The organism is Synechococcus sp. RC10A2, from assembly GCF_047502605.1.
Window position 1 is genome coordinate 1 of the sequence record NZ_JANSHP010000007.1, and the last position, 22958, is coordinate 22958.

Annotated in this window: 24 protein-coding genes and 1 pseudogene; 11 read left to right on the forward strand and 14 right to left on the reverse strand. The window is 60.8% G+C overall.

All coding sequences use genetic code 11. From position 1 onward, the window contains the following. Window positions 1-807: pseudogene (locus NW848_RS00840) on the forward strand (RNA-guided endonuclease TnpB family protein); the annotation flags it as partial. Here the strand turns inward: NW848_RS00840 and NW848_RS00845 are convergent. After that, window positions 775-1230, reverse strand: a complete 456-nt coding sequence (locus tag NW848_RS00845) for a hypothetical protein (protein WP_240530479.1) — start codon at window positions 1228-1230, stop codon at window positions 775-777. The pseudogene NW848_RS00840 and the gene NW848_RS00845 sit on opposite strands and share 33 nt — an antisense overlap. 249 nt (window positions 1231-1479) lie before the next feature. Here NW848_RS00845 and NW848_RS00850 point away from each other — a divergent pair, with 249 nt between their 5' ends. From NW848_RS00850 to NW848_RS00865, 4 genes are all read left to right on the forward strand, one after another. Beyond that, window positions 1480-1968: a Tic20 family protein gene (locus tag NW848_RS00850; protein ID WP_011429915.1), complete on the forward strand. Its 489-nt coding sequence runs from the start codon at window positions 1480-1482 to the stop codon at window positions 1966-1968. Between the two features lie 46 nt (window positions 1969-2014). Beyond that, entirely contained in the window at window positions 2015-3892 is a 1878-nt protein-coding gene (locus tag NW848_RS00855; RefSeq protein WP_414508341.1) for a hypothetical protein, read from the forward strand. Continuing rightward, window positions 3886-4881 carry an alpha-E domain-containing protein gene (locus NW848_RS00860; RefSeq protein WP_414375235.1) on the forward strand — a complete coding sequence of 332 codons (996 nt, stop codon included), beginning with the start codon at window positions 3886-3888 and terminating at the stop codon, window positions 4879-4881. Before NW848_RS00855 ends, NW848_RS00860 begins: the two co-directional genes overlap by 7 nt. A gap of 265 nt (window positions 4882-5146) precedes the next feature. Continuing rightward, window positions 5147-5707, forward strand: coding sequence for a gamma carbonic anhydrase family protein (locus NW848_RS00865; RefSeq protein ID WP_414402772.1), 561 nt, complete (start codon window positions 5147-5149; stop codon window positions 5705-5707). A gap of 21 nt (window positions 5708-5728) precedes the next feature. Here NW848_RS00865 and NW848_RS00870 read toward each other — a convergent pair whose 3' ends face one another. The 5 genes from NW848_RS00870 to NW848_RS00890 form a co-directional block, all read right to left on the reverse strand. Further along, window positions 5729-7186 (reverse strand): circularly permuted type 2 ATP-grasp protein, encoded by a 1458-nt coding sequence (locus tag NW848_RS00870; RefSeq protein WP_414402773.1) that lies wholly within the window; start codon window positions 7184-7186, stop codon window positions 5729-5731. Window positions 7187-7363: 177 nt separating this feature from the next. Further along, window positions 7364-9187, reverse strand: a complete 1824-nt coding sequence (locus NW848_RS00875) for a glycosyltransferase family 39 protein (protein ID WP_414402774.1) — start codon at window positions 9185-9187, stop codon at window positions 7364-7366. Window positions 9188-9289: 102 nt separating this feature from the next. Next, the gene (locus NW848_RS00880) at window positions 9290-9550 is read right to left on the reverse strand and encodes a DUF6761 family protein (protein ID WP_011429921.1); all 261 of its coding nucleotides are present in this window, start codon (window positions 9548-9550) and stop codon (window positions 9290-9292) included. 105 nt (window positions 9551-9655) lie between these two features. After that, entirely contained in the window at window positions 9656-11320 is a 1665-nt protein-coding gene (locus NW848_RS00885) for a CocE/NonD family hydrolase (protein WP_414402116.1), read from the reverse strand. Between the two features lie 169 nt (window positions 11321-11489). Beyond that, complete coding sequence (locus tag NW848_RS00890; RefSeq protein WP_011429923.1) at window positions 11490-11681, reverse strand: hypothetical protein; 192 nt, start codon at window positions 11679-11681, stop codon at window positions 11490-11492. Between the two features lie 122 nt (window positions 11682-11803). Between NW848_RS00890 and NW848_RS00895 the strand changes: the two genes are divergently transcribed. From NW848_RS00895 to NW848_RS00915, 5 genes are all read left to right on the forward strand, one after another. Then, window positions 11804-11974 carry a hypothetical protein gene (locus NW848_RS00895; RefSeq protein WP_011429924.1) on the forward strand — a complete coding sequence of 57 codons (171 nt, stop codon included), beginning with the start codon at window positions 11804-11806 and terminating at the stop codon, window positions 11972-11974. Window positions 11975-11976: 2 nt separating this feature from the next. Then, entirely contained in the window at window positions 11977-12498 is a 522-nt protein-coding gene (locus NW848_RS00900) for a GNAT family N-acetyltransferase (RefSeq protein ID WP_011429925.1), read from the forward strand. A 67-nt stretch (window positions 12499-12565) separates the two neighbouring features. After that, window positions 12566-12856 carry a 4a-hydroxytetrahydrobiopterin dehydratase gene (locus NW848_RS00905; RefSeq protein ID WP_011429926.1) on the forward strand — a complete coding sequence of 97 codons (291 nt, stop codon included), beginning with the start codon at window positions 12566-12568 and terminating at the stop codon, window positions 12854-12856. A 280-nt stretch (window positions 12857-13136) separates the two neighbouring features. Further along, window positions 13137-14093 (forward strand): NAD(P)H-binding protein, encoded by a 957-nt coding sequence (locus NW848_RS00910; protein WP_011429927.1) that lies wholly within the window; start codon window positions 13137-13139, stop codon window positions 14091-14093. A gap of 103 nt (window positions 14094-14196) precedes the next feature. Continuing rightward, entirely contained in the window at window positions 14197-15183 is a 987-nt protein-coding gene (locus NW848_RS00915; protein WP_011429928.1) for an ABC transporter ATP-binding protein, read from the forward strand. A 29-nt stretch (window positions 15184-15212) separates the two neighbouring features. Here NW848_RS00915 and NW848_RS00920 read toward each other — a convergent pair whose 3' ends face one another. The 3 genes from NW848_RS00920 to NW848_RS00930 all read right to left on the reverse strand — a co-directional run bounded on the left by NW848_RS00920 (window position 15213) and on the right by NW848_RS00930 (window position 17435). Further along, a complete protein-coding gene (locus tag NW848_RS00920) occupies window positions 15213-16346 on the reverse strand; it encodes a glycosyltransferase family 4 protein (protein ID WP_011429929.1) in 1134 nt (377 codons plus the stop codon). Between the two features lie 101 nt (window positions 16347-16447). Further along, window positions 16448-16579, reverse strand: a complete 132-nt coding sequence (locus NW848_RS00925; RefSeq protein WP_011429930.1) for a hypothetical protein — start codon at window positions 16577-16579, stop codon at window positions 16448-16450. 124 nt (window positions 16580-16703) lie between these two features. Then, window positions 16704-17435 (reverse strand): M50 family metallopeptidase, encoded by a 732-nt coding sequence (locus tag NW848_RS00930; protein WP_011429931.1) that lies wholly within the window; start codon window positions 17433-17435, stop codon window positions 16704-16706. 200 nt (window positions 17436-17635) lie between these two features. On the opposite strand from NW848_RS00930, the gene NW848_RS00935 reads away from it, so the two are divergent. Beyond that, window positions 17636-18268 carry a class I SAM-dependent methyltransferase gene (locus tag NW848_RS00935; protein ID WP_011429933.1) on the forward strand — a complete coding sequence of 211 codons (633 nt, stop codon included), beginning with the start codon at window positions 17636-17638 and terminating at the stop codon, window positions 18266-18268. 12 nt (window positions 18269-18280) lie between these two features. Here the strand turns inward: NW848_RS00935 and NW848_RS00940 are convergent, their stop codons facing one another. The 5 genes from NW848_RS00940 to NW848_RS00960 all read right to left on the reverse strand — a co-directional run. Further along, complete coding sequence (locus tag NW848_RS00940) at window positions 18281-19108, reverse strand: thiazole synthase (RefSeq protein ID WP_041438213.1); 828 nt, start codon at window positions 19106-19108, stop codon at window positions 18281-18283. A 45-nt stretch (window positions 19109-19153) separates the two neighbouring features. Continuing rightward, window positions 19154-19351 carry a sulfur carrier protein ThiS gene (thiS, locus tag NW848_RS00945; RefSeq protein ID WP_011429935.1) on the reverse strand — a complete coding sequence of 66 codons (198 nt, stop codon included), beginning with the start codon at window positions 19349-19351 and terminating at the stop codon, window positions 19154-19156. Next, window positions 19339-20529, reverse strand: a complete 1191-nt coding sequence (locus NW848_RS00950; protein ID WP_071813508.1) for an FAD-dependent oxidoreductase — start codon at window positions 20527-20529, stop codon at window positions 19339-19341. Before NW848_RS00950 ends, thiS begins: the two co-directional genes overlap by 13 nt. Before the next feature lie 151 nt (window positions 20530-20680). After that, window positions 20681-22735, reverse strand: coding sequence for a bifunctional metallophosphatase/5'-nucleotidase (locus NW848_RS00955; RefSeq protein WP_414403026.1), 2055 nt, complete (start codon window positions 22733-22735; stop codon window positions 20681-20683). A gap of 43 nt (window positions 22736-22778) precedes the next feature. Next, window positions 22779-22958: hypothetical protein (locus NW848_RS00960; protein ID WP_414510349.1), on the reverse strand; the 180-nt coding region annotated here is incomplete at its 5' end.

Below are 22958 nucleotides of genomic sequence, written 5' to 3' on the forward strand. Positions count from 1 at the left end.
CCATCGGCAACTATCAACGAGGGATGCTGGCCGGCACCAATCCCCAATCGGCCACCTTGTCAAACGCAAAGAGGGTTCTTACTACGATTTGTGTGGAAACGCAACCGCCGGAGCTGCAAACCGCGGCTAAGGCGATTGGGGTGGACTTGGGGAGGAGAGATATTGCCCATACCTCAGAGGGAGATCCCTGGAATGGACAGCCGTTGATCCTGGTTGCGAGCGGTGCTCCCATGCAAAGCCAGTCAGGGCACAAGGTCTAGTCGGCGTAGATGCCGCCAACTCTTGCAACAGCTGTCTGGTCAGGAGAGACGCTTGCAAACCTGGGTCAATCCCTGCATCTGCAAGGCTATTGTTTCCAGGGCAAAGGCGACCAATAGCACGATTGCCTTGGAAGACCTAACTGGAATCGGAGAGCGTGTCAACCAACCGCCACGGAGCAAAACGGAGCGTCGGCGGTCGAATAGTTGGGCGTTCTACCAGCTGAGGCAGTTTGTGCACTACAAGGCGCTGCGGGCCGGGGTCACGGTTGTGGTGGTGCCGCCTGCCTATACCTCGCAGATTTGCCACCAGTGCCTGTGGATCGGGCAACGGGAAGGGAAACGCTTCCGTTGTGTCAACCCGGCTTGCAGTTGGGAAGGGGATGCAGACTACAACGCAGCATTAGCGTCAGCGAAGCGTAGCGCCTATGTCATTGCATTATTGGGGGCTGCTGTAAACCGGCCACCCTACATCCCCCTGCCCCCCGTATACGGGGGGCAGTCGGAGCCGGGTAGTTTACAACTCTTGGCCGCGGTAAACCCGCTGTAGGGCCGGCGTGACCGAATAGCTATCGACATCGGCCAGGCTCAACTTCAAGCGCAGCGTATTGAGCAGCCGCTGGTAGGGGGGCACAAAAGGGGTTTTGCCAAAGGGTTGGACGGCATCCCGGGCAACTGTCTCCAGAGGGCAGCCACGGTAGCGGAGCGGGCCAGCCCCAACAAGGTGAGCTGAGGATCCCTCTTGGCCGGGATCCACCGTCAAGCCGCGAAACTGAATCGCTCCCGGACGAGAGGCTTTGCGATAGCGCAGATAGCCGGCCCACACCTGAGCCATCCACTCCGGCAGAGCTTCGGGCCGAACGTGGCAGCGCTCCGGCAACAGGCGGTCGTTGAAAAAGCCGACAAGCACAGACCAAGCTTGCCAGAGAACAGCTCCCAAGAGGCGGGCAGCGAGAGATGGCGAAATCTTCATGGCGGAGGCCAAAAATCACTGTGGGTGGGAGTTGCCGTCGATTATATCAACCCCAATCCTGCAAGATGCTCATCTTGAACAGTTTCCCCCTCACTCGAAAGCGGAGGCCAGCTTGGGGCTAGGCGCGTTGAGCCGGCCAACTTCATCGACTACAATAAGCGCAAAGCTTAGGTGCCGTTTAAAGAAATTCTGAAAGCGCACCAACAAGCAGACTCCAGCACTACTGCACTGAACTGAGGGGCTCGAGACATGACCTGGCGCGGCGACATCACTCCCATCAATCGGCTGTGGGGATCCCTTCCCTACCTTCTGCCTTTGGTATCGGCCCTGCCCTTCGGCTTTGTGCCCTCGGGTTTGTTTCAATCTCTGCCAGGTTTGATCCCCATTTTTAGTCCACTGCTGCGCTTGCTGCCCCTGGCCACAGGCTGGTTGGGGGTGGGGATATTTCTCGCCCTGCTATTTTTAGTCCGCAACAGCCGTGTCGCCCACTTTGTTCGCTTCAACACCATGCAGGCGCTGTTGCTCAACATTGCCCTGTTCTTGGTGCAAGTGTTGATGCAGGTGTTTGCTATGCTCTTTGGCAACCTCGGCCTGGCAGCACTTGTCAGCATTTTGGCCACCACCGCACTTCTGGGCGTGATCGCCATCACCGTCTACGCTTGGGTGCAGAACGTTCGCGGCCACTATGCCGAGGTGCCGGTGCTCTCCGATGCCGCCTATGCCTGGATTCGCTATTAATTCCTGGCAAAGAGGGAGGTAGGCAACGCCTAGTCCAGAAGTGAGGATGAAAGCGTTACGCCAACCGAAGCTGCTGGTCGGGCTTGCGCTGCTAACTGGAGTGCTGGCCCTGCTCTGGCCGATGCTGCAGCGGGGCTACCCCATCACTCATTCCACCCACTTCAACCTCAGTTGGGCCTTTCAGTATCAGCGGCAGTTTTTCGGCGGGCAGTTTTACCCCCGCTGGCTGGAGTATTCCAACTTCGGCTACGGCAACCCCACCTTTGCCTTCTATCCACCTCTATGCATGGTGGCCCCTTTGCCGTTTCGCCTGCTGGGGCTGGATATGCCTGGATCCTTGGTGGCCAGCATGGGCCTGGCGATGGCAGTCTTCGGGCTGGGGCTGTACGTCCTGCTGCGGCAAGTGCTTCCTTGGGCTTTGGCGCTGGGCTTGGCCCTGCTGAGCATGGCCGGCCCCTATTGGTTGGTAGACATCTACCAACGGGGGGCAATTGGAGAAGTGTGGGCCATTGCAATCCTGCCCTGGATTTTCTGGGCCTCGCTGCAGACGATCTGCCGGCCCCAGTCCATTGGGCCGGTTGCGGTTTTGGCGCTGAGCTATGGGTTGCTGACGCTCTCTCATCTGCCCACGTTGCTGGTGTTTACCTTGATTTGGCTGCCCCTGCCTTGGGTGTTGGGGGGAAGGGATCCCTTCTGGCCCAGGGTGGGACGCTGCTACCTAGGATTTGGGCTGGGGCTGGGGTGGGCTGCTTTTTATCTGTTGCCGGCCTTTTGGGATCAGCGCCATGTCCAGGTGGACTTTGTCAACTTTGCCGAAGAGTACACGCCCCACCATCGCCTGATGCTGAGCGGGCTCATGCAGCTTCAGCCGCGCTGGACAGAGCACTGGTTTGAGAGCAACCTGGTGGGGTACTGGGTCTGGATGGCAGCGGTTCTGGTGGGGGCGGGGCTCCTGGTTTTTCTGGAGTGGCTGGCCCGCCGAACAGAGGGGACGTTGCTCTTGCAGGGAAGCGGAGCTGACGAATTCCCTCTTGCCAAAGCCACCCTGCTCTACAGCCTGGGAGCCAGCCTGGTGGCGTTGCTGATGATGACGGATCTGCTGGCTGGGCTCTACGAGTGGGTTTTGCCGCTGCGGCGCATCCAGTTTTCCTGGCGCTGGATGGCGGTGACGGCAGTAACCGTGCCTTGGCTATTGGGATCCTTAGCTGGGTGGGGATGGGGGCACAAGCGCCTGCAGCTCCTTTTGCTGGTGGGGATCGGCCTGGCCATGGGAGTACAAACCTGGCAGGGCTTGCAACTGATGTCCAAAGCCGGCTTCGATCTGCAGCTTGTCCAAACCTTTCAAGAGCTAGCTGCGGCCAAGCAGTTCCCCCACGAGCCGCAAGAGCGGCCGGGCATTGCTTTTTTGCACCTGCACTGGCGCTTTCCCGATGGGTTGGCGCTGGTGGATGCGCTGGAGTACCGACCTCGCCAAGCAACCCTGCCCATGCCGCCCCCAGAGGTGGATCCGCTGCTGCGGTGGCAGGGGGACGTAGTGGATTTTGGACAAGAGCAAGGCAATCTGGAGCCACTGTTGGAAGTGGAGCAGTGGCGCTATGGCTACCGTCGTTTTTGGGCCGTTAACCCCACCAATCAGGATCAATGGGTAGTCCTGCGCACGTTTTACTACCCCGCTTGGCGGGTACAGGTGGATGGTCGCCTCACATCTGCCGAGCACAATGGACTGGGGCTGTTGCAGGTGCGGATCCCGCCGGGGGATCATCGCGTGCAGGTGCGCTATCTGGGTACTGCAGCCGAGTGGATGGGGTGGATCTTGACCGGCCTGACGGGGGTGCTGCTGGTGAAGGTGCGGCGGCTGCTTCGTTTGTTGAATTTGAACGGAGCGCAGAGACAAGAAACTCCAGAGGAGGTAACAGCATGCTGAGTCGCGTGGCCGATTCCATCTACTGGCTCAACCGCTACGTGGAGCGCGCCGAGAACATCGCCCGCTTCATCGATGTCAATCTCAACCTCATCCTAGACTTGCCCAGCGGTCCCGCCCAGCAGTGGGATCCCATCGTCTACACCACCGGGGATCAGGAGCTGTTTTACCAACGCTATGGCCAGGCGACCCAAGAAACGGTCATCCAGTTCCTGGCTTTTGATAGGGATTACCCCAACTCCATCCTTTCCTGTTTGCGGCTGGCGCGAGAAAATGCCCGTTCTGTGCGGGAGGTCATTTCTTCAGAAATGTGGGAGCGGGTCAACCGCTTTTATTTGATGGTCAAAGAAGCAGCTCAGCAAGGCCCCCACCTGAGTCAGCTCCACGATTTTTTCACGGAAGTGAAGCTGGCCAGTCACCTATTCGCCGGGGTGATGGATGCCACCATGACCCACGGGGAAGGTTGGCACTTTGGCCAGATTGGCCGTCTTTTGGAGCGGGCAGACAAAACGGCGCGCATTTTGGACGTTAAGTATTTTATCTTGCTGCCCTCTCTGCAGTACGTGGGCACGGCTTTGGATGAGCTGCAGTGGATCGCCTTGCTGAAGTCGGCCAGTGCTTATGAAATGTATCGGAAACACAGCCGCCAACACCGCATCAATCCCAGGGAGGTGGCCTCTTTCCTGATTTTGGATCGGCAATTTCCCCGCTCTATTCAGTTTTGTCTTATTCACGCGGATCGATCCCTGCACCAGATCACCGGCACCCCAGCCGATACCTGGCGGGATCCCAGCGAGCGAGCTTTGGGCCGCCTGCGTTCTGAGCTGGACTACCTAACCATCGACGACATTATGGAGCAGGGCTTACATGAGTTTCTCGACAAATTGCAGCTACAAATGAACCACGTTGGCGATTGTATCTACGAAACTTTCTTTGCCATTCGCCCCTTGCAACCGTCTGAATCCTCTCCCCTGCTGCAACGGCAGGCTTAGCTAAAATCCCTCACCCCTAGCCCCTCTCCTACAAGAGTTAGAAATTAATCTAACGAACGCTTCCACAGCTATCGACAATGAGCCAAATGTGTTGCTTATATCTCATTGCTATTGTGCAATGGATTGACAATGGTGAAACAGGAGCAAAGGGACGGGTTGATTTTCTGGATCCCTGGCTCCTCTCTTTTTCTGGGACTGGAGGCGGCGCGGAGCGCTGGGGCAGGTCTGGAATTGCCGCACCCCCGGTAGCAGTAGGATTGGGGAAATGGAAGCCGTTGCCAAGGGCGTTTGGAAAGTGGGGTTAGAGCAGCAGCCGAGAGGGATCGACCAGGCAGCCTTTATTGCCGCCAATGTCACACTGATCGGCGATGTCCATCTTTCGGAAGCGGTGAGCATCTGGTACGGGGCCATCTTGCGGGGGGATCTCTCGCCCATTGTGATTGGCCGCCGCAGCAATATCCAAGATGGAGCCATTCTGCACGGGGATCCCGGACAGCCGACCCTGATTGGCGAGGAAGTGACCATAGGCCATCGAGCGGTCATCCACAGTGCCCACATCGAGGGGGGATGTCTGATCGGGATTGGGGCCGTTCTCTTGAGCGGGGTCACCATCGGGGCGGGCAGCATGGTGGGAGCTGGAGCAGTGGTCACCCGGTCTGTGCCACCCCACTCTTTGGCGGCGGGGATCCCAGCCAAGGCTATCCGCACCCTCACCGAGGAAGAGGTCGAGCAACTGCGCCTTCACGCTCAGCACTACGTGGATCTGGCGCTTCAACATGCCAGCCGCTTTGGTCGGTGGAGCAGAGGTTCGGGCAAGCGACTTTGAGCCTATTTTGCCAGCCGTCTCTCAACAGCCGGGATCCGCGCAGAGCACCCAGGTATCTTTGCTGCCGCCCCCCTGGGAGGAGTTCACCACCAGGGATCCCTTCTTGAGGGCGACGCGGGTCAGCCCCCCTGGGTGAACGTAGATCTCTTTGCCGTAGAGGATATAGGGCCGCAAGTCCACATGACAGGGTTCTAGACGGGGGCCTTCTCCCCGATCCACCAAGGTGGGCACGCGAGAAAGGCACAGGGTGGGTTGGGCGATGTAGTTGCGCGGTTGGGCGCGGATTTTCTCGGCAAAAGCAGCCCGCTCTTCCGGTGTGGCCTGGGATCCCATCAACATGCCGTAGCCACCCGACTCGTTGGCTGCCTTCACCACCAGCTTGTCGAGGTTCTCCAGCACATACGCCTGATCCTTGGGATCCCAGCAGAGGTAGGTGGGCACGTTGGGCAAAATGGCTTCCTCTCCCAGATAGTAGCGGATCATCTGGGGCACATAGGCGTAGATCACCTTGTCGTCCGCCACCCCCGTTCCCAAAGCGTTGGCAATCGCCAGCCGCCCTGACCGATAAACCTCAAACAGGCCGGGTACCCCCAAGAGGGAATCAGGGCGAAAAGCAAGGGGATCGATGAAGTCATCGTCGATGCGGCGGTAGATCACATCCACCCGCTGCAGCCCTTTGGTGGTGCGCATTTGCAAATAGCCATCGGCCACCACCAGATCCCGCCCTTCCACCAGCTCCACCCCCATCTGCTGGGCGAGGAAAGAATGCTCGAAGTAGGCGGAGTTGTAGATGCCGGGGGTGAGCACCACCACCGTTGGATTGGCTAGGTGCGGCACCAGGTTAAGCAGAGTATCCAACAAGTGGCTGGGGTAATCGTCCACCGGGCGGATCCCCATGGTGTTGAACAGGGAGGGAAAGGTGCTTTTCATCACCCGCCGATTTTCCAGCACATAAGAGATTCCCGACGGACAGCGCAGGTTATCTTCCAGCACGTACCAAGTTCCGTCCCGATCCCGCACCAGGTCGGTGCCGGTGACGTGGCACCAAATTCTCCCCGGTGGGTTGAGCCCCACACAGGGCCGCAGAAATCCCTTGGCCGTTTCGATCAGCTCGGCAGGGATCACCCCATCCTTAAGGATCTTCTGGTCGTGATAGACATCGTCGATGAACAGGTTGAGGGCGTGGATGCGCTGCTTGAGACCCTTCTCCAGCCGCTGCCACTCGGAAGCCGAGACGATGCGGGGAATGATGTCAAAGGGGAAAATTCGCTCCGTGCCCTGGCTATCGCCATAGACGTTGAAGGTCACCCCCATTTGAAAGAGGGCCGCCTGCGCCGCCGCTTGCCGCTGCTGCAGTTCCCCTTCTTCCAGAGAATGAATGCGCTCAATCAGCGGGATCGCCTCAGGACGGGGCTGGTTACGCCCCAAAAACAGCTCGTCGTAAAACCCCTCGCCCGGGTCGTAGGCATCACAACGCACGTCTGGGATCCCTGGAACGCTATCATCTTCTTCTACTTCTTCTACTGTTGGCGGCTCTGGATCTGCATAGTGTGCTTTCAGCTACTTTTAGCCTGGTAAAAAGAAAGGACTCCGTCCCGCTGACGCGAAAGGACTCCGTCCCGCGAACAGTGGGTTGGCCAAACCAGGGGGGGAGCTCTAGGGATCCGCCACCTCAAAGGCCCATAGCCCCCGCTCGGCAGGGATCCGATGCAACTGCCCCTTGGGAAAGCGCCGTTGCAGCTCTGCCCCCTGCTGATCCCATACCCACTCGTTCATGAACAGGGTAAACGGTGGCTCCAGCGCCTGGATGGGCAACACCTCAGGGGAAAACACCGCTACCTTTTGTTCCCGTCCGGCAAAAAATTGGATCCAACTTTGCCAATAGTGGGGTTCCCCCCAGCTGAAATAGGGGTAGGCAGTGCTAGCCGCCAGATAGAAGCGGTAGTCGGGATCCATTTGGCGAGCTGCCACATAGCGCCCGGTGGCCCCCACATCGTTGCCCTGGGTCCAGCCCTTGTGGACAAAATCCCCAAAAATGGCCAAGTTCCATCCCCCGATCAACAGGACCGCCCCCGCCATCGCCGCTGCCGGCAGCCAACCTCTTGCCCGGGATCCCCAACGTCCCAGGAGAGCAGCCAGCGCCTGGATCCCTTCCAGGGTTAGGTAGGCTACAAAGGGCAGGATCACCAGCAGGCGAGTGTAGTTGGGGGCTTTGGTGATGGCCAAGCTAAAGAGCAGGTAGAGAAACAGGAAGCTGCCCAGGCAGAGCCAGTCGTGGGGTTGGCTGCGCCCTTTGAGAAGGCGGTAGAGCCCGGATCCCAGCCCCAGCCAGATCAAGACCCCTGTCAGGGGATCTACAAAGGCATGGCCGTAGTTGGGATAGATATAGCCCCGGTCGTGCTGGCTGGGGTCGTTGAACATACTTAGGCCGTTGCGGATGTTGCGCCACACCGCCTCGGCTGGCGTAGCGGCATTCACCCACATCTGCTGCAGCGCCCGCCCTTCTGGGAAAAAGAGAAATTGCTGGCGGGCATACTCGGCGCTCACTGGCGGAGCAGTGGCAGTGGCCACCAGAATGGGCGCAGCCACCAGGAAAAACCCCAGCGCCGCCGGCACCGTCAGCTTGGCCAAAGTCCAGAAGGGGTTGGCCTGCTTGTTTTCTCCTTGCAGATCCTCCCGGCCCAGGAGCAGGTAGAGGCCGCCAAACAGCAACCCCAGCAAGATCACCACCCGCCCCGGCAGATAGCCGTAGAGGGAGAAACCCGCTGCCCCTCCCCCCAAATACAAAAGCAGGGGATTCTTTTCCCGCACGCCCTTTAAGATCAAGGCCAGGGCCGCACACTCCACCAGCACAATCAGGTTCTCCCGCATCGCCATGCGGCTGATGCCCAGCAGAGCGTGGTTGGATCCCAGGAGGGCCGCCGCCGCCAAGGCCAGCCGGGGGTTCCAGAACGACCGAAAAAACCCGTAGGCCACCAGAATGGTGACAACCCCGAAGGTGGCATGCACCGTGCGCACATTCACCAGCGTGACTCCCCCCATCAGCCGCGTCAGGCCGCCAAAGAGGCTGAACATAAAGCGGGGAAAATAGAAGTACTCTGGCATCAGCCCAAAGATATCGGGGTAGCGTACCGCTGAAGCCCGCCGGGCCATGGAGGTGATGACAATCTCGTCGGTGTTGATCTGAAAGGGGATGTTGGCCAGGTCGTAGAGGTAGATGGGAGCAAAAACCAACGCCAATAGCCCCAGGTGCAGCAACTCCTGGCGCCAGCGCAGCCGCGTCGGATCCCAAGGGGGCTGAGCTGGGGGAAACTGGGCCACGTACAACCCCACCAACAGGATGCTCAACAACCAGATGCCAACCTGCAAGACGTGGTAGCCGAACAGCCCATACCCAAGGGTCAAGGCTATCCCCAAGCCCAAGCCGGATCCCAGCAGGGCCGGACGCCGAGAAGTTGCCAGCGTATCCCAAACCGCCATAGGACTGGAGTGAGGAACAGCACTGACCCCAGCCTACCAGGCCTCTGCCGGTGTTCGATCCCTCACCCCCGGCCCCTCTCTATGCAATATCAATAAGCAATATCAATAGCCCCGCATCGCCTCGGTCTCCCGCTCCAGTTCCGGCTCCACGAAGTTGGAGGGGTCGTAGAGGAAGCGGTTGACCTCGTCTTCAAGGCGGTAGATCTCAAAAGGCTGCAATTGCTTGCCAGTTCGCAGGGCCAGCAGGTAGCCATCCACCAGCAGGCGCAGCTCGTCAGTGCGCCGATAGCCGCGATGCCAACTGTCCACCAGCGCGTCGGTCAAAGCCTGATAGTGCCGGATCAACTTCGGGTCTTGCAACATGGGGTTCCCTTGCCCTGCTTGCTTCTATCCTAACGTTTGATGTCTGTTTGTGAGGAGGAGTTGCGAAGGGATGAGAAGCTGTGTTGTCTTAAACTGTCACTCCCCCTAACTCCCCTCGACAATGGGCAGATGCAGCCGCGAGGGGGTGTCGCTGCCGCTGTGAAGAGCGAGGGTGAGAATGCGGGCCTCGATGAGCCGCTCTTCTCGCATCCCCGTGCCTGTGTTAACGGGGTAGGCCGGGAAACAGGCCGCGCTAAGGCTGAGGCGCAGGGCGTGGCCGCGGGGAATGCGGATGCAGGTGGGCTGGCAAGGGATCCCAATGGGGGCCTTGGGCTGGGGATCCCGCAGCCGGCGGTAGCCCTGGGAAAAGTTATACACCTGGCCCTCCGGCCTCACCACCGAGAGCACGGCGCAGAGATCGAAACTGGGGCTGTCGGCTTCCACATACACTTCCACGAGAATGTCCCCTGCCAGGACGAGGTCGGTTGCCAGGGGAGAGGTGGTGTAGGTGAGAACATCGGCGCGGCAGTCGAGGGCAGAGCGCTCCTGCGGCCCGGCGGGATGGATGAGGTGGCCTCCTAGGGCCGGCACGGGTCGCCAGGGATCGTGAACAAAAGTATCCGACTGCTGCTTTGGTGGGGGCTCTGGGCGAAGGGATCCCTCTGCTTCAGAAAGGGCGGCCAGGCCGCTGCTGTGCAGGTAGAAAACCTTCGGCTCCGGCGTGGGCCAGGCCTCAAAGCTGCGCCAGCGGTTGGATCCCATCTCGAACAGGCGTACCGGCGGCTCTTGGAGGATCCCTGTGTCTTTGCCTTTGAGGAACTGGTCGAACCAGCGCACCTGCAGCCGATCGATGGGGCTGACGGCCTCGGGGCCAAAGTCCAGCGCCCCCACTTTGCGCCCCCAAGGCAGGTGGGCCCAGGGCCCGACAACCAGGTACTGAGGGTTTTGGCTGCGGGCGCTTATTTCCTTGTAAAGGCGCAGGCTGCCGGTTAGGTAGCTGTCGAACCAGCCGCCAATGTGCAACATCGGCAGATCCACCGCTTCCAGACGGGGGGAGAGCTGGCGCCAGTAGTCGTCGGGCTCGCTGTGCTCCAGCCAGTCAAAGTAATAGGACTGGGGCGCATATTGCTGCAGCACGCCTGGCTTGAGGGGGATGGGATCGTAAAGGGGCAGGTTGCGGGAGGCCTTGAAAAGGGCCTGGTAAGCGTTGGCATCGCCGCGCAGGCGCGCCCCCTCAGCTTCCAGTTGCAGGGCCCAACTGAGGTTGTTGTAGAAAGCGAAGGCTCCCCCCGGATAGGCGGCATCGGCGTAGAGATCGTAGGGCAGCATGGCTGGGCAGATGGCCTTCAGGGCGCTGGGACGGGTGGAGGCGGCATACAGTTGGGTCATGCCTTGGTAAGAAAAGCCGTACATACCCACCACACCGTTGCTCCCCGGCAAAGCGGCCGCCCAGTTGACGGCGTCGAACCCGTCCTCGGCTTCGTGGCGGAAAGGGTAGAAGGATCCCTTGGACGTGCCCCGCCCCCGCACATCCTGGACGACCACGATGTACCCGTGGGCCGCATACCAGCGCGGATGGGCGTATACTACCGTCGAGGCAATGGCCCGCCCGTAGGGTTGCCGCATCAGCAAGACCGGGTAGCTCCCCTCCCCTTCGGGGCGATAGACATCCGCGTCCAGTTGGATCCCGTCGCGGGTGAACATGGAAACGGTTTCTCGGGGGCGCACAGGCAGCATGGTCGGGTCAGTGGGGTCCATTGAAGAAGCCAAGGATCTCCACAGCAGGGGATAGGCGTATTTTAGGCTCAAGACCTGTAGCTCTTCCCTGCCCTGAAAGAGAAACCCGCAGCCAGGTGGATTGAGCTGTTGCTGGAGTTAGGCCAGCTCAGGAGGGCTTGTCGGAAGACCAGACCGAACCATCGGGCAGGATCGCCTCTTTCTAAAGAGGCAACACTTCGTAGGCTCTTGCCCGCACTTTCCACTCCGGGTCGGCTTGAGCAACCCGCAGCAGGAGCCGGATCCCTTTCTCGCCAAGGCCAGGCAGGGTTGCCAGAGCGCGCAGCTTGGCCTGTACCTTCTGCCCCAAGACAGGCAAGTTTTCCGGATTGGGCTCAGAGGGTGCGGAGGACATCGGACGGAGGAGTTGCCCGCAAAAGCTATGGCTACACCAGTCTAACAGCGGCTGGCCTGGAGAAGCCTCTTCGCGCTCGCATCCCGACTTGCACTATACTGTAGGAGCTAAGGTGTAGAAATATGAACATCCTACGGCAGTATATCTTTCCCGCCTTCATCCTGCTGGTGTTTCTATTCACTCTGGTGGTGGTGAGCATTCGCTCGTTTCTGCCAGAAGATATGGCTCAGCCGGCCCCGATCGAGGAGGCAGCAGCGGTGGGCCTTGCCGCTCTTTTTTCCGCGAATGGCTGAGGATGGCTGAACCGGAGATCCCTTTGCCTGCTGGCTACCGCTGGCGCCTTGGCTCCGCCTGGGATCGGCCCTGGGTGCGGCGGGGATTGCAGGCCACCTTGCAGGAATCTTTCCCCGAGCAAAGGCACTGGGATCATCTGGAAGCGACGTTGGATCGCCTCTTCGACCCTCCCCGTACCCCCTGCTGGTGGATCCTCAAGGAAGCAACAGGGGAGCCGGTGGGCGGTGTCTGGGCCGGCGTTTCCACCGATCAAGCCACCCATCGGCGAGTGGCCTATATCTTTTTGCTCTGGGTGGATCCTGCCCACCGGCGGCGCGGACTGGGCAAAGCTTTGATGCAACAGGTGGAACGCTGGGGATCCCAGCAGCAGTTAGCGGCCATTACCTTGCAGGTTTACCGCCACAACCAAGCTGCCCTCAACTTTTACAGGCAGGCCCACTTTACTGTGCAAGGCTACTGGCTGTACAAACCCCTTGGCCCTGCTGCTGCCTCGCAGGAACCGGAAGACTACGAAGTTTTGTAAAGAAGCCGGGATCCGCCCTCAGGTGATTTTTTGATGAAAGCGGTGGCAACGACTGGAGGGAACGCCCATGTCCAGACCTGTCAAACTCAGCGAGGCTGAGATCCAGACCAAGCTGGAAAGCCTGCCGGGTTGGTCCTTGCAGGATGGGAAGCTGCATCGCCAATTTCAATTTCGCTCTTTTGTGGAAGCTTTTGGCTGGATGAGCAGTGTGGCTTTGGTAGCCGAGAGCATGGGGCACCACCCCGAGTGGACCAATGTGTACAACCGCGTGCGGGTGGATCTCACCACCCACGATGCCGGGGGCATTACGGAACTGGACTTCACTTTGGCGCAACGCATGAACGAGCTGGCTGGCTAGACACTCTCTCGGCGGCAGACTGAGCCATAACCAGGGATCCCTGCGGCGCCGCGGGGATCCCTATTTGTTTGCCACTGCTCAGGTCAAGTTTTGACACTCCCACCCAGGGGATTCTTACGCAGCCCAAAATGGACTCGCGAAGGCGCTGTCAAGAAGCAACTAAAGTGGCTCAAGGGCTTTTCCGCTCCGCACTAAAGTACGGGGCTACCAAGCTATCCTCTTGTGTTAGGAGCTGCATCCGTCTGATAGACTAAGCCTAAGGTTAAGAAATGATAATTTTATGAACGTGCTGGTTGTGGGGGCAACGGGAACGCTGGGCCGTCAGGTGGTGCGGCGGGCCATCGAAGAGGGGCATCAGGTTACCTGTCTGGTGCGGAACCCAGCCAAGGCTGCTTTCTTGAGCGAGTGGGGGGCTCACCTCAAGGTGGGGAACCTACTGCAGCCCAGCACGCTCCGAGCGGCGATGGAAGGCGTCGAGGCGGTGATCGACTGTGCCACGGTGCGAGTAACCGACACCCTCAGCGCCCGCCAGGTGGATTGGGATGGCAAAGTTGCTCTGATCAATGCGGCACGGGCTGCCCAAGTGGGGCATTTTATCTTTTTCTCCATCATGGGTGCTCAGCACGAGTACCCTAATGTGCCCCTGATGAATTTCAAGCACCACATCGAGAAATACTTGATCGGATCCCAGATGCCCTACACCATCTTTCGTCCGGCGGGCTTTATGCAGGGATTGATCGGCCAGTACGCCATCCCGATTTTGGAAGAGCAAATTGTTTGGGTAGCCAGCGAGAGCATCCCCACGGCCTACCTCGACACCCTAGATGCAGCTCGATTTGCCGTGCGAGCCCTCAGCGTCGAAGCCGCCAAGCAGCAGGTCTTTCCCTTGGTGGGACCCAAGGCCTGGACTTCCCAAGAGGTCATCGCTCTCTGTGAGCAGCTTTCCGGCAAAAAGGCCAAGGTTCGAACCATACCACTGGGGGTCTTGCGGGGAGCGCGCAGGGTGGCCCAGTTTTTTCAGTGGAGCTGGAACATTGCCGACCGGCTGGCGTTTGTGGAGGTAATTGCCGCCAAAGAGCCGATGTATGCCGACATGACGCCTGTGTGCGAAGCCTTGGGCATTGAACTGGCTTCCCTGACCTCCCTTGAAGACTACCTGGCTGAGTATTTCCAAAAGATGTTGAAACGGATTCGCGAGCTGAAGGTTAAACAACCCAAGGTCAAGAGGCCCTTCTAGGAAACTGCAACCAAACCAGTAGCTGGGACAGGGTAAACTGGATAGCGGCCCAGCATCCCCCAGGGTTCGCCCTGGTTCTTTTCTCAGCCCCGGCTTTCTCTCTATGAGCGAGACGGTTGCCCCCTCCCCTGAAGCGACTGACCTCCATCCCGAACCGGCCATTGCCATCTCCGGCCTGACCAAAACCTATCGCACCGGCTTTTGGCTAAACAAGGTGGTCAGCCCCCTGAAGGATTTTTCTCTAACGGTAGCCCGCGGCGAAACTTTTGGGCTGTTGGGGCCGAATGGGGCCGGCAAAACCACCACGATCAAATGCCTGCTAGGGATTGTGGAGCCCACCAGCGGCAGGGGCACGCTCCTGGGCAAGCCTCTGGGGGATCGCTCCATTAAGCAGCGGGTGGGATATCTGCCGGAGAACCCCTATTTTTACGATTACCTGACGGCATGGGAGTTTCTCTATTTTGCCGGCAAGGTCTTTCGCCTGTCCGATAGCCTCCTCAAGGAGCGGATCCCGCAACTGCTGGAGCTGGTGGGGCTTTCTATCGATACGGCCCGCAAAAAGCAACTGCGCACCTACTCCAAGGGCATGCTGCAGCGCACCGGCATGGCCCAAGCCCTGATCAACGACCCGGAGCTGGTGTTCCTAGACGAGCCGATGTCGGGGCTGGATCCCATGGGCCGCTACCAGATGCGCGAGATCATCTTGTCCCTCAAGCAACAGGGCAAAACGGTGTTCTTCAACAGCCACATCTTGGGAGATGTGGAGGTGATCTGCAACCGCGTCGGCCTCATGGTCGGCGGCAAATTGGTGCAGCAGGGGACGTTGGACGAGCTGCTGGGCCAAAGCAAAAGCTACCACGTGCAAGGGCACGGCGGCGCCATCGACCAGTTCCGCGACCGCCTCGAGCACTTCTCCATCCAGGGATCCCACTGGTCGGGGGAATGGGGCGGATCCCTGCCGGAGCTGCTAACGCTTCTAAGCCAGGCGGGGGCGGTGGTGACCGATTTGCATCTGCAGCGGCAATCTTTGGAAGAATTCTTCGTCGACCAGGTGCGGGCTATTGAAGGGGATCGGCCCGTCTCTGCCTAAGTGGACTCCACCCTAGGTGTCCTGGAACGTCATTTCCGCAGCCTGGATCCCGACTCGGCGATGACGGCGCGGTAGTACTCCTCCAACTGCTGCGTGGCTGCCGACCAACTCCAGCGCTCAGCCTCTTGGCGGGCCTGCTGCCGGAAGAGCTGCCGCTGCCCGGCGCTGTCCAACAGCTGCCGCGTGGCCCGAACAAAGTCGCTGTCGGAGTCCGGCTCGAAGAGAAAGCCGTTGCGGCCGCTGTCCACCACATCGGTAATGCCGCCGCAGCGGGGGGCGATCACCGGACAGCCGGCAGCCATGGCCTCCAACAAGACCAGCCCCAGCGTCTCGGTACGGGAGGGGAACACGAACAGATCCGCGGAAGCAAAGGCCGCTGCCAGGTCTTGCCCCTGCAAGTAGCCCGTAAACACCACATCGTAGCCGGCAAAATGTTGCTCCAGGGATCCCCGCTCCGGCCCGTCGCCCACAATGGCCAGCCGCGCTTGCGGGATCTGCTCCAGCAACACCCGGATCCGCCCCACCTCTTTTTCTGCTGAGAGCCGCCCCACGTAGAGCAACAGGGGTCGCTCCGGCTGCCCTGCCGTGAGGCGGGCCCGCATCTCTGGGCTAGCAGCCTGCGGGTGAAACAGCTCCGTATCCACCCCCCGCTGCCACAGGTGTACCCGCTCGATGCCGTGGGCGCTCAACTCCTGCATCATGGCCGTCGAGGTGCAGAGGTTGAGCCGCGCCAAATTGTGTCCCAGCTTGAGGAGGCTCCACAACACCCCCTCTAGGAAACCCAGCCCGTAGTGCTTGAGGTACTTTGGCAAATGGGTGTGGTAGGAGGCCACCAGCGGGATCCCCATCGTCTGGCTGTAGTAGAGGCCCCCCAACCCCAAAACTGCCGGGTTGACCACGTGGATCACATCCGGTCGAAAACGGTTGAGCAGCTTGCCGATGGCCGGGCCAGGGGCAGCCAGCTTCAACTCCGGGTACAAAGGCAAGGGGAAGCCCGGGATCCCGTAGACCCGTGCCCGCGCAAACCGCCTGGGGGCTCCCTGAGGCGCGACGATAAGCACCGAGTTGCCGCGAGCCGTTAGATGGCGCACTGTGTGGCAAAGCCGCGTGACGATGCCATCCACCTTGGGCAGAAACGTCTCCGTAAACAGGGCTATGCGCATTGGGATCCCAAGCCTAATGAAAAGACTCTAAAGATTCTCTGAGGATGAGTGTTGCACAAAGCGGCAACGAGATAACGGCTTGGGACAGCAGCGGCACAACTTTATTCCAGCAGCTTGTCTTGCAGCGGAACAGAATGAGTTGGCTCTTGGTTCTGGCCGAGGGTATCAGCCGCCGTTTTGCTAATCAACAACAGCGTGGCCGCCAGGGCCAGTCCGATAACATCTCGCCACATAATCCGCTCCCACACTCCTCACTCCTCATGCCCCCTACTGTAGCGGCGGTTTTTGCGGCTGGGCAGTGATGGGCGACGGATTTTTAGGTGACAGGAATCACTTCCAAAATTGCGGTTTTGCCCCCTAGTCGCGAAAGGCCAGTTGCAAGCTGGTGATCAGCAAGACCAAAGAGAACACCGCCATCACCCCTCCCCAAAACCAGTAGGGCAAAAACAGGTTTTGGGCAATCTGGCTGGAATCCGAGAGGACCAGCCGCCCGTTAATCACCGCAGACTCCACAAACAGGTAGTCGAGTTGGTGGTAGGTGCTCACACAGGCTTGCACCCCCAAAAACTGCAAGGCAAAGCCCCGCAGCCAAGGAGAAGCCCAGCGAGCTACTGCCAGGATGCCCAAACCCATGGCCGGGAGGAACAACAGGCCAAAGGGAGAGCGCACCCAGAGCAGCGTCGAGAGCAACAACAGGGATCCCAAAAACACCAGCCCCAGCCGAGCTGTGCCGCGGCGGCGGGAGGTGAGGATGAACAGGGCCCCGGCTAGCGGCGGCCCCATCGGCCCGGCAGCGGCTACCAAGGCCCGCCCCACCCGCCCCAAAAATAGCTGGCCACTGTGGATGGCCAGCCCCGAGCCGTCGGGATAGATCTCGAGACGATGAAACTCTCCCCCCAACAGCAGCGCCATCAGGCCATGGCCCATCTCGTGAAACCAGGTGGCTAACAGGGTAAAGGGGTAGAGGAGGTAATTGCCCCAGGGAAACTGCCAGAGCAAGACCGTCAGCCCGGCAGCAGCCACCAGCCAAACCACGCTGTGCCGGCCAGGCCTTGCGGAAGGGGAAGGAGGCAGCTCAAACTGAGTCATACCAGCAGGTGGGTGGGGAAAAGGCCCAAGATGACCTGCTGGTCTAGACGATTGCCAGCAGAAGAAAGTTCCACCTCAGGCAAAAATAGCCAGGCCAACTCCCCTCTCCCTCCGAGAGAGAGGTTGGGGTGAGGGGCAGCAAGGAGACAGGGGAGCCGTCTCACAGGTAGGTTGAAGAAGCCCCCCAGGGATCCCTGCTTATGGCCACCTTCCTGCGCGACTGGAGCTACCGCTTTCCCTGGCTTTACCGCAGCATCAGCCGCGCGGCGGCCCTGGCGGTGGGGGGCCGCGAGCGATTGCGGCGATTGCCCCTACAAGGGATCCAGATTCATCCCCAGGAGCGGGTGTTGGATCTCTGCTGTGGCCCCGCTGAGGTAACCCCGATCTTGGCCGAGCTGAGCCAAAACGTCGTTGGGCTGGATGCTTCCCCCAAGGCCCTGGCGGCAGCCCGCCAGCGCCTCCCCCACGTCGAATTTGTGGAAGCCTTTGCCCAGGATCTGCCCTTCCCCACCGACAGCTTTGATTGGGTACACACCAGCCTGGCCCTGCACGAGCTGCCCCTCCCCGATCTGGAACAGGTGCTGCGCGAAGGGTGGCGGGTGCTCAAACCGGGGGGAGGGCTTTTAATTCTCGATTTGCACGCGCCCCGGCAGCCCCTACTTTGGCCTGGACTGGTTTTGTTTCTAGCCCTGTTTGAGACCGAGACTGCTTGGCACTTCCTCAAGCTGGACTTGCCCCAGTACCTGCAGCAGCAGGGCTGGCAAGCCGTCCGGCAGACCCTGCACGCTGGAGGAGCCCTGCAGGTCGTCCAGGCGCAAAAGCCTGTTGCTTGAGTTATAGGGCAGTTAACCCTGGTGCCAGAAGGGGGTGCCGAGAACTGGCGTGCTGGGCTGAGCTGCTTCTTGAGGCGTCATCGCGCCGGCCAAGTAGGCCCGGCGGCCTGAGCGCACCGCTTCCGCAAAGGCCTCGGCCATCGCCACCGGATCCCGGGCCAGGGCCACCGCTGTATTCAACAGCACCCCATCGAAGCCCCACTCCATCACCTGGCAGGCGTGGGAGGGCAGGCCCAGTCCAGCATCCACAATTAGCGGCGCCTCGATCCGCTCCCGCAGCAGGCGCAAGTTGTAGGGGTTGAGGGGGCCTTTGCCCGTGCCGATGGGGGCGGCCCAGGGCATGACCACCTCACAGCCGGCATCCAAGAGCCGCTGGCACAGCACCAGGTCGTCGGTGCTGTAGGGCAAGACCTTAAACCCCCGCCGAACCAGCTCGGCGGCGGCAGCGGGCAGTTGCACCGGATCCGGTTGCAAGGTGTAGTCATCGCCAATCAGCTCTAGCTTGATCCAGTCGGTGCCGAACACCTCCCGCGCCATCTCCGCCGTCGTGACTACCTCCTGCACGCTGTGGCAGCCGGCGGTGTTGGGCAGAACCGGGATCCCTAGCTTCTGCAGCAAGGCCCAGAACCCCTGGGAAGCTTCCGGCCCCAGCGCCCCCTGGCGCCGCAGGGAAACGGTCAACAAACAGGGCTGGGCCCGCGCCACCGCCTGCTCCAAAATAGCCGGCGAAGGATAGCGGGCTGTCCCCAGCAGCAGGCGGCTGGGCAGCGCTTGGCCGTAGAGCACCAAGGGATCCTCATCGGCCCGAGTTGAAGGGGAGACAGGAAGAAGAGTGGACATCGCTGAGGGGCAACAATGCGGGATTTGAGGGGAGGCAATCGGGCACTAGCCGCCGGCAACCGGCACGACGATCTCCACCCGGTCGCCTTCTTGCAAACGGGTTTGCTCGTAGCGGTCGCGTGGCACAAACTCCAAGTTAACCGCCACCGCAAAAGGGCCGCTGGCCCCCACCTGGGCTATCGCCTCGGCCAACGTGGTGCCCTCCGGCAGATCGTAAGGCTTTTGGTTGATCAAGACACGCATGGCGATAGGGATTCACCGGCAAGAGGGGCAGCCTGCACCTGAAAGGGGATCCCAAGCTGCTGCGCCAAGCGGCAACTGCCGTGGTGGAGGTACTCCAAAACGGCATCGTGAATGGCGGGGGAGATGAGGAAACCATGGCGGTAGAGGCCGTTGATCTGCAACAGCCGCGGGGAGCGCTCCACCACTGCGGGGAGATGATCTGCCAAGGTGGGGCGACATTGGCTGCCTAACTCCAGGATACGCGCTTCGGCAAAGGCAGGATGCACGGCGTAGGCGGCGCTGAGCAGCTCCAGAGCCGAGCGGACACTCACCGGCGAGCGATCTTCAGATTCGATTTCGGTAGCTCCCACCACAAACAGGTGCCCCGGCTTGGGAGCGATGTAGATCGGGTAGCGGGGGTGCAACAGCCGGGTCGGGCGCCGCAAAGATACTTCCGGGGCATACAGACGTACCACTTCGCCCCTAACTCCCCGCAGCGGTGCCTGTCCGCCCCATTCTTTTCGGGATCCCAGGCCGCGGCAGTCCAAAACCCACCCGCCGGTTTGCTCCTGCCAAGCTCGCGCCTGCTCCAGATCCCAGGGGCGGCCCCACTCCACCTCCACCCCGTGCTGGCGCAATTTGGCCAGCAAAGCAGCCAGCAGTTGGCGGTTGTCCAGTTGGCCCTCCTGGGGAAGATACAGGCCCTGCCCAAATCGCCCGGCCAGCGAGGGCTCCAGCTCGGCCAGCGCCTGGGCATCTAGTTGCTGAGGCTTGGGGAGATGGGGAAGGCGTTCCCCTACAGCAGCCAGTAGGGCCGAGAAACGCTTGGCTTCCCCGGCATCTTGGCGGTGCCAAAGGATCACAGTGCCCTCCTGCTGAAAGAAAACCGGCTCTGGCAGGCTGGCCAGAAGGGCGGGCCAGCGGGAGAGGGCATAGTACCCCTGCGCTACTACGCTGGCCTCGGCGACGGCAGACTCCGCCAGAGGAGCCAGCATAGCAGCAGCCAGATGGGCCGCGCTGCTCTCAGGGGCAGTGGGAGAAGCTGCCTCCACAATGCGCACAGAATGCCCGACCTCGACCAGGGTGGCAGCCAACAGGCGCCCCATTAGACCGGCTCCAAGGATGAGGACGGGATCCGGCTGCACTCTCCAAGAAGCGAGCGGGGGGGCGGCCAGAGAAGATGGGTTTGACAGGCTCATGGGGCGTTGGCGTGTCTAGCGCTACCCGCAGCACTATGGTGGCATATTCTATTGGGTCGAGAATGCTGAATGGCTCCTCATTAAAACCATCCCCTCTCCCCAGAGAGGAGAGGGGCGGTTGGCTTCATCCACCGGTTGAGAGTAGCCCAGCCTACAAGCCCTGCAGCACCGTATCTTGGCGCACCGACAGGTTCTGGATGCGGGTATCTTGGGCAGCCGGAGTGTCGGCTTGGGTAAACACGCCGATCTGCCGCAAGTAGCGGGCCAGGGCATCCTGCTCGCTGCCGGGGGTATCGAAGCTGTTGCCGGAGCTGGGAGCCAAGTTCACCCGGTTGGGGTTAGACAGGCGCGGAAAGGGATAGTCATCCCCGCCGTCGGCCAAAAAGCCCAACGTCACCAGGCGGAAGGTACGGCGGGGATCCCCTTGCAACTGGCCGTTGCGCACCACCACATCCCGGCCGGTGGGCGTGTCCACCCGCAAGGAGACCACGCGGGATCCCGGTGGCCGCGAGGGATCGAAGCTGAAGGCAAAGCCGCCGATCTGCGGGAAACGGCCCGGCGTGGCCCCCGGCTGGCTTTGCGCCACCCCATGTTCCATCAGTTGCTTCAGCTCCTCAGCGGTAACCGTCACCAGCGACAGGCCGTTGTTAAAGGCAAGGGAAGTTTCGATATCCAGTTGCGAAACTTGGCCCGCCTGCTTGCCGGCATCGGGGTTGGCCAGCGGAGGGATCCGCCGCACCGGCTCGCCGCCGCCACCGCCGGTGGTAGCTCCAATGGGAGCGCGAATGCCGCCGCCGTTTTTGAGGGAGATGACGGTGGTGGGGTCAACCGTTCTGGCATAGGCCAAATTGGCATCCGCCGTGAGGTTGCCCAGGTTGGTTTCCTCGGTGCGCACCTCGGCCCGCAGGCCGTTGAGGAATTGGGTGGTAGAGCCAAAGGTGCGGCCATCCTTGGTGCGGATGATGTTGCCGATCTCGTTGGCGATCCGCACCACGTCGGGGTTGGGGGTGCCGCGCACGGCTGCTACCCCTTGGTCGTCGGTGGCATAGGCGCCGCTCACCGGATCGATGCGGGCAATCACCCCGTTGGCGTCGAAACCGACCACCAAGCGGCCCACGTAGCGGTAGTTGGCGCCGGTGTTCACCACTGCCACGGGTTGGCCGCTGGCCGAGGAGCGCAGGATGGGGTAGTCACCTGTGCGCACATCTTCAGGGCGCAGGCGGTCGGTGGGCTTGGCGATCACCCGGTGGGAGCCGCCGGCGATGATGATGTCCACATCCCGCAGTTGGCTGGCTAGGGTTACCTCGTTTTGGAGCTGCTGCAGGTGGGCCAGGAGGATGATCTTGTTAATGCCCTGGCCGGTGAGCTGGTTGACGAAGTTCTGGATGAGGGCGGCATTCACCTGGTCGGTGTCGTCCACTTTGCCTTCCACCCTCACCTCAGGGCCAGGGCTAGAGATGGCGGCCAGGCGCGTAGTGGTGGCACCCACCAGGCCGATCCGCTGCCCTCCCACCGTAATCACCGCCGTCTTGACGATCTTGCCGCGGATGGAGCTGGCCTCTTGGCCATCGGCAGCAAAGTCAGAGCTGGTCAATTCGCCAGTGCCGCTGAAGCTGAGGTTGGCGCTCAAGTAGGGAAAGCGGGCGCCCGCGTAGCCGCGGCTGGTGTCGGGTCGGATCAAGTCGCGAATTTGGCGTGTGCCTTGGTCAAATTCATGGTTGCCAAAGGCAGCCGCCTCGAAGCCGATGGCGTTGATGATTTCAATGTCGGCTTTGCCAGGGGTGCGGTCATACCGGCCCCGCAGCGAGGGATCCGCGCTGGCGTTGTAGAAGGGGCTGGGAATGTAGTTGTCGCCGCTGGAGAGCACCACCGTGTTGGGAAATGCGGGCCGCAGCGCGTTGACCACGGCGGAGAAGCGGGGGGCATCCTGAACGGCGGCAATGGAAGCTTCCAAGTCGCTGGCGTGCAAAATCTGCAGCGTAAAAGCGGGCGGCTGAGTGGAGAGGGTGACGTTGGGATCCGAGGCGATAAACCCTGCCCCGCCGCCGGACGGGGGAACTGAGCTGCTGCTGGTACCGCAGGCGCTGGCCAGGCTCAGCACCAGGCAGCACAGCCCAACCCACAGGGACTTGGCCAGAGGGTTCAGCCAAGCCGGAAGCCATCTCTTGGCAGGGGCAGACCCTCGAGCGCGACAAGCTGGTTTCATGACAATTCCTTCACTCCATCCGCAAGAGAGGACGCATCCGCGTTCACCAAATTTTCGGGCTGGAGGCCCGCACCATAGCCGCAGGCTTGGTGTCGGGAGGAAAGCCCTCCTCTATATAGGTTTGCCGGCCAAAGTCTGGATGAACTACAATAAGCCCATGAGCCAGACTATCTCTGTACGTTGCAAGCTGATAGTCCCACAAGAGTTGCGTCAAGAAATTGAC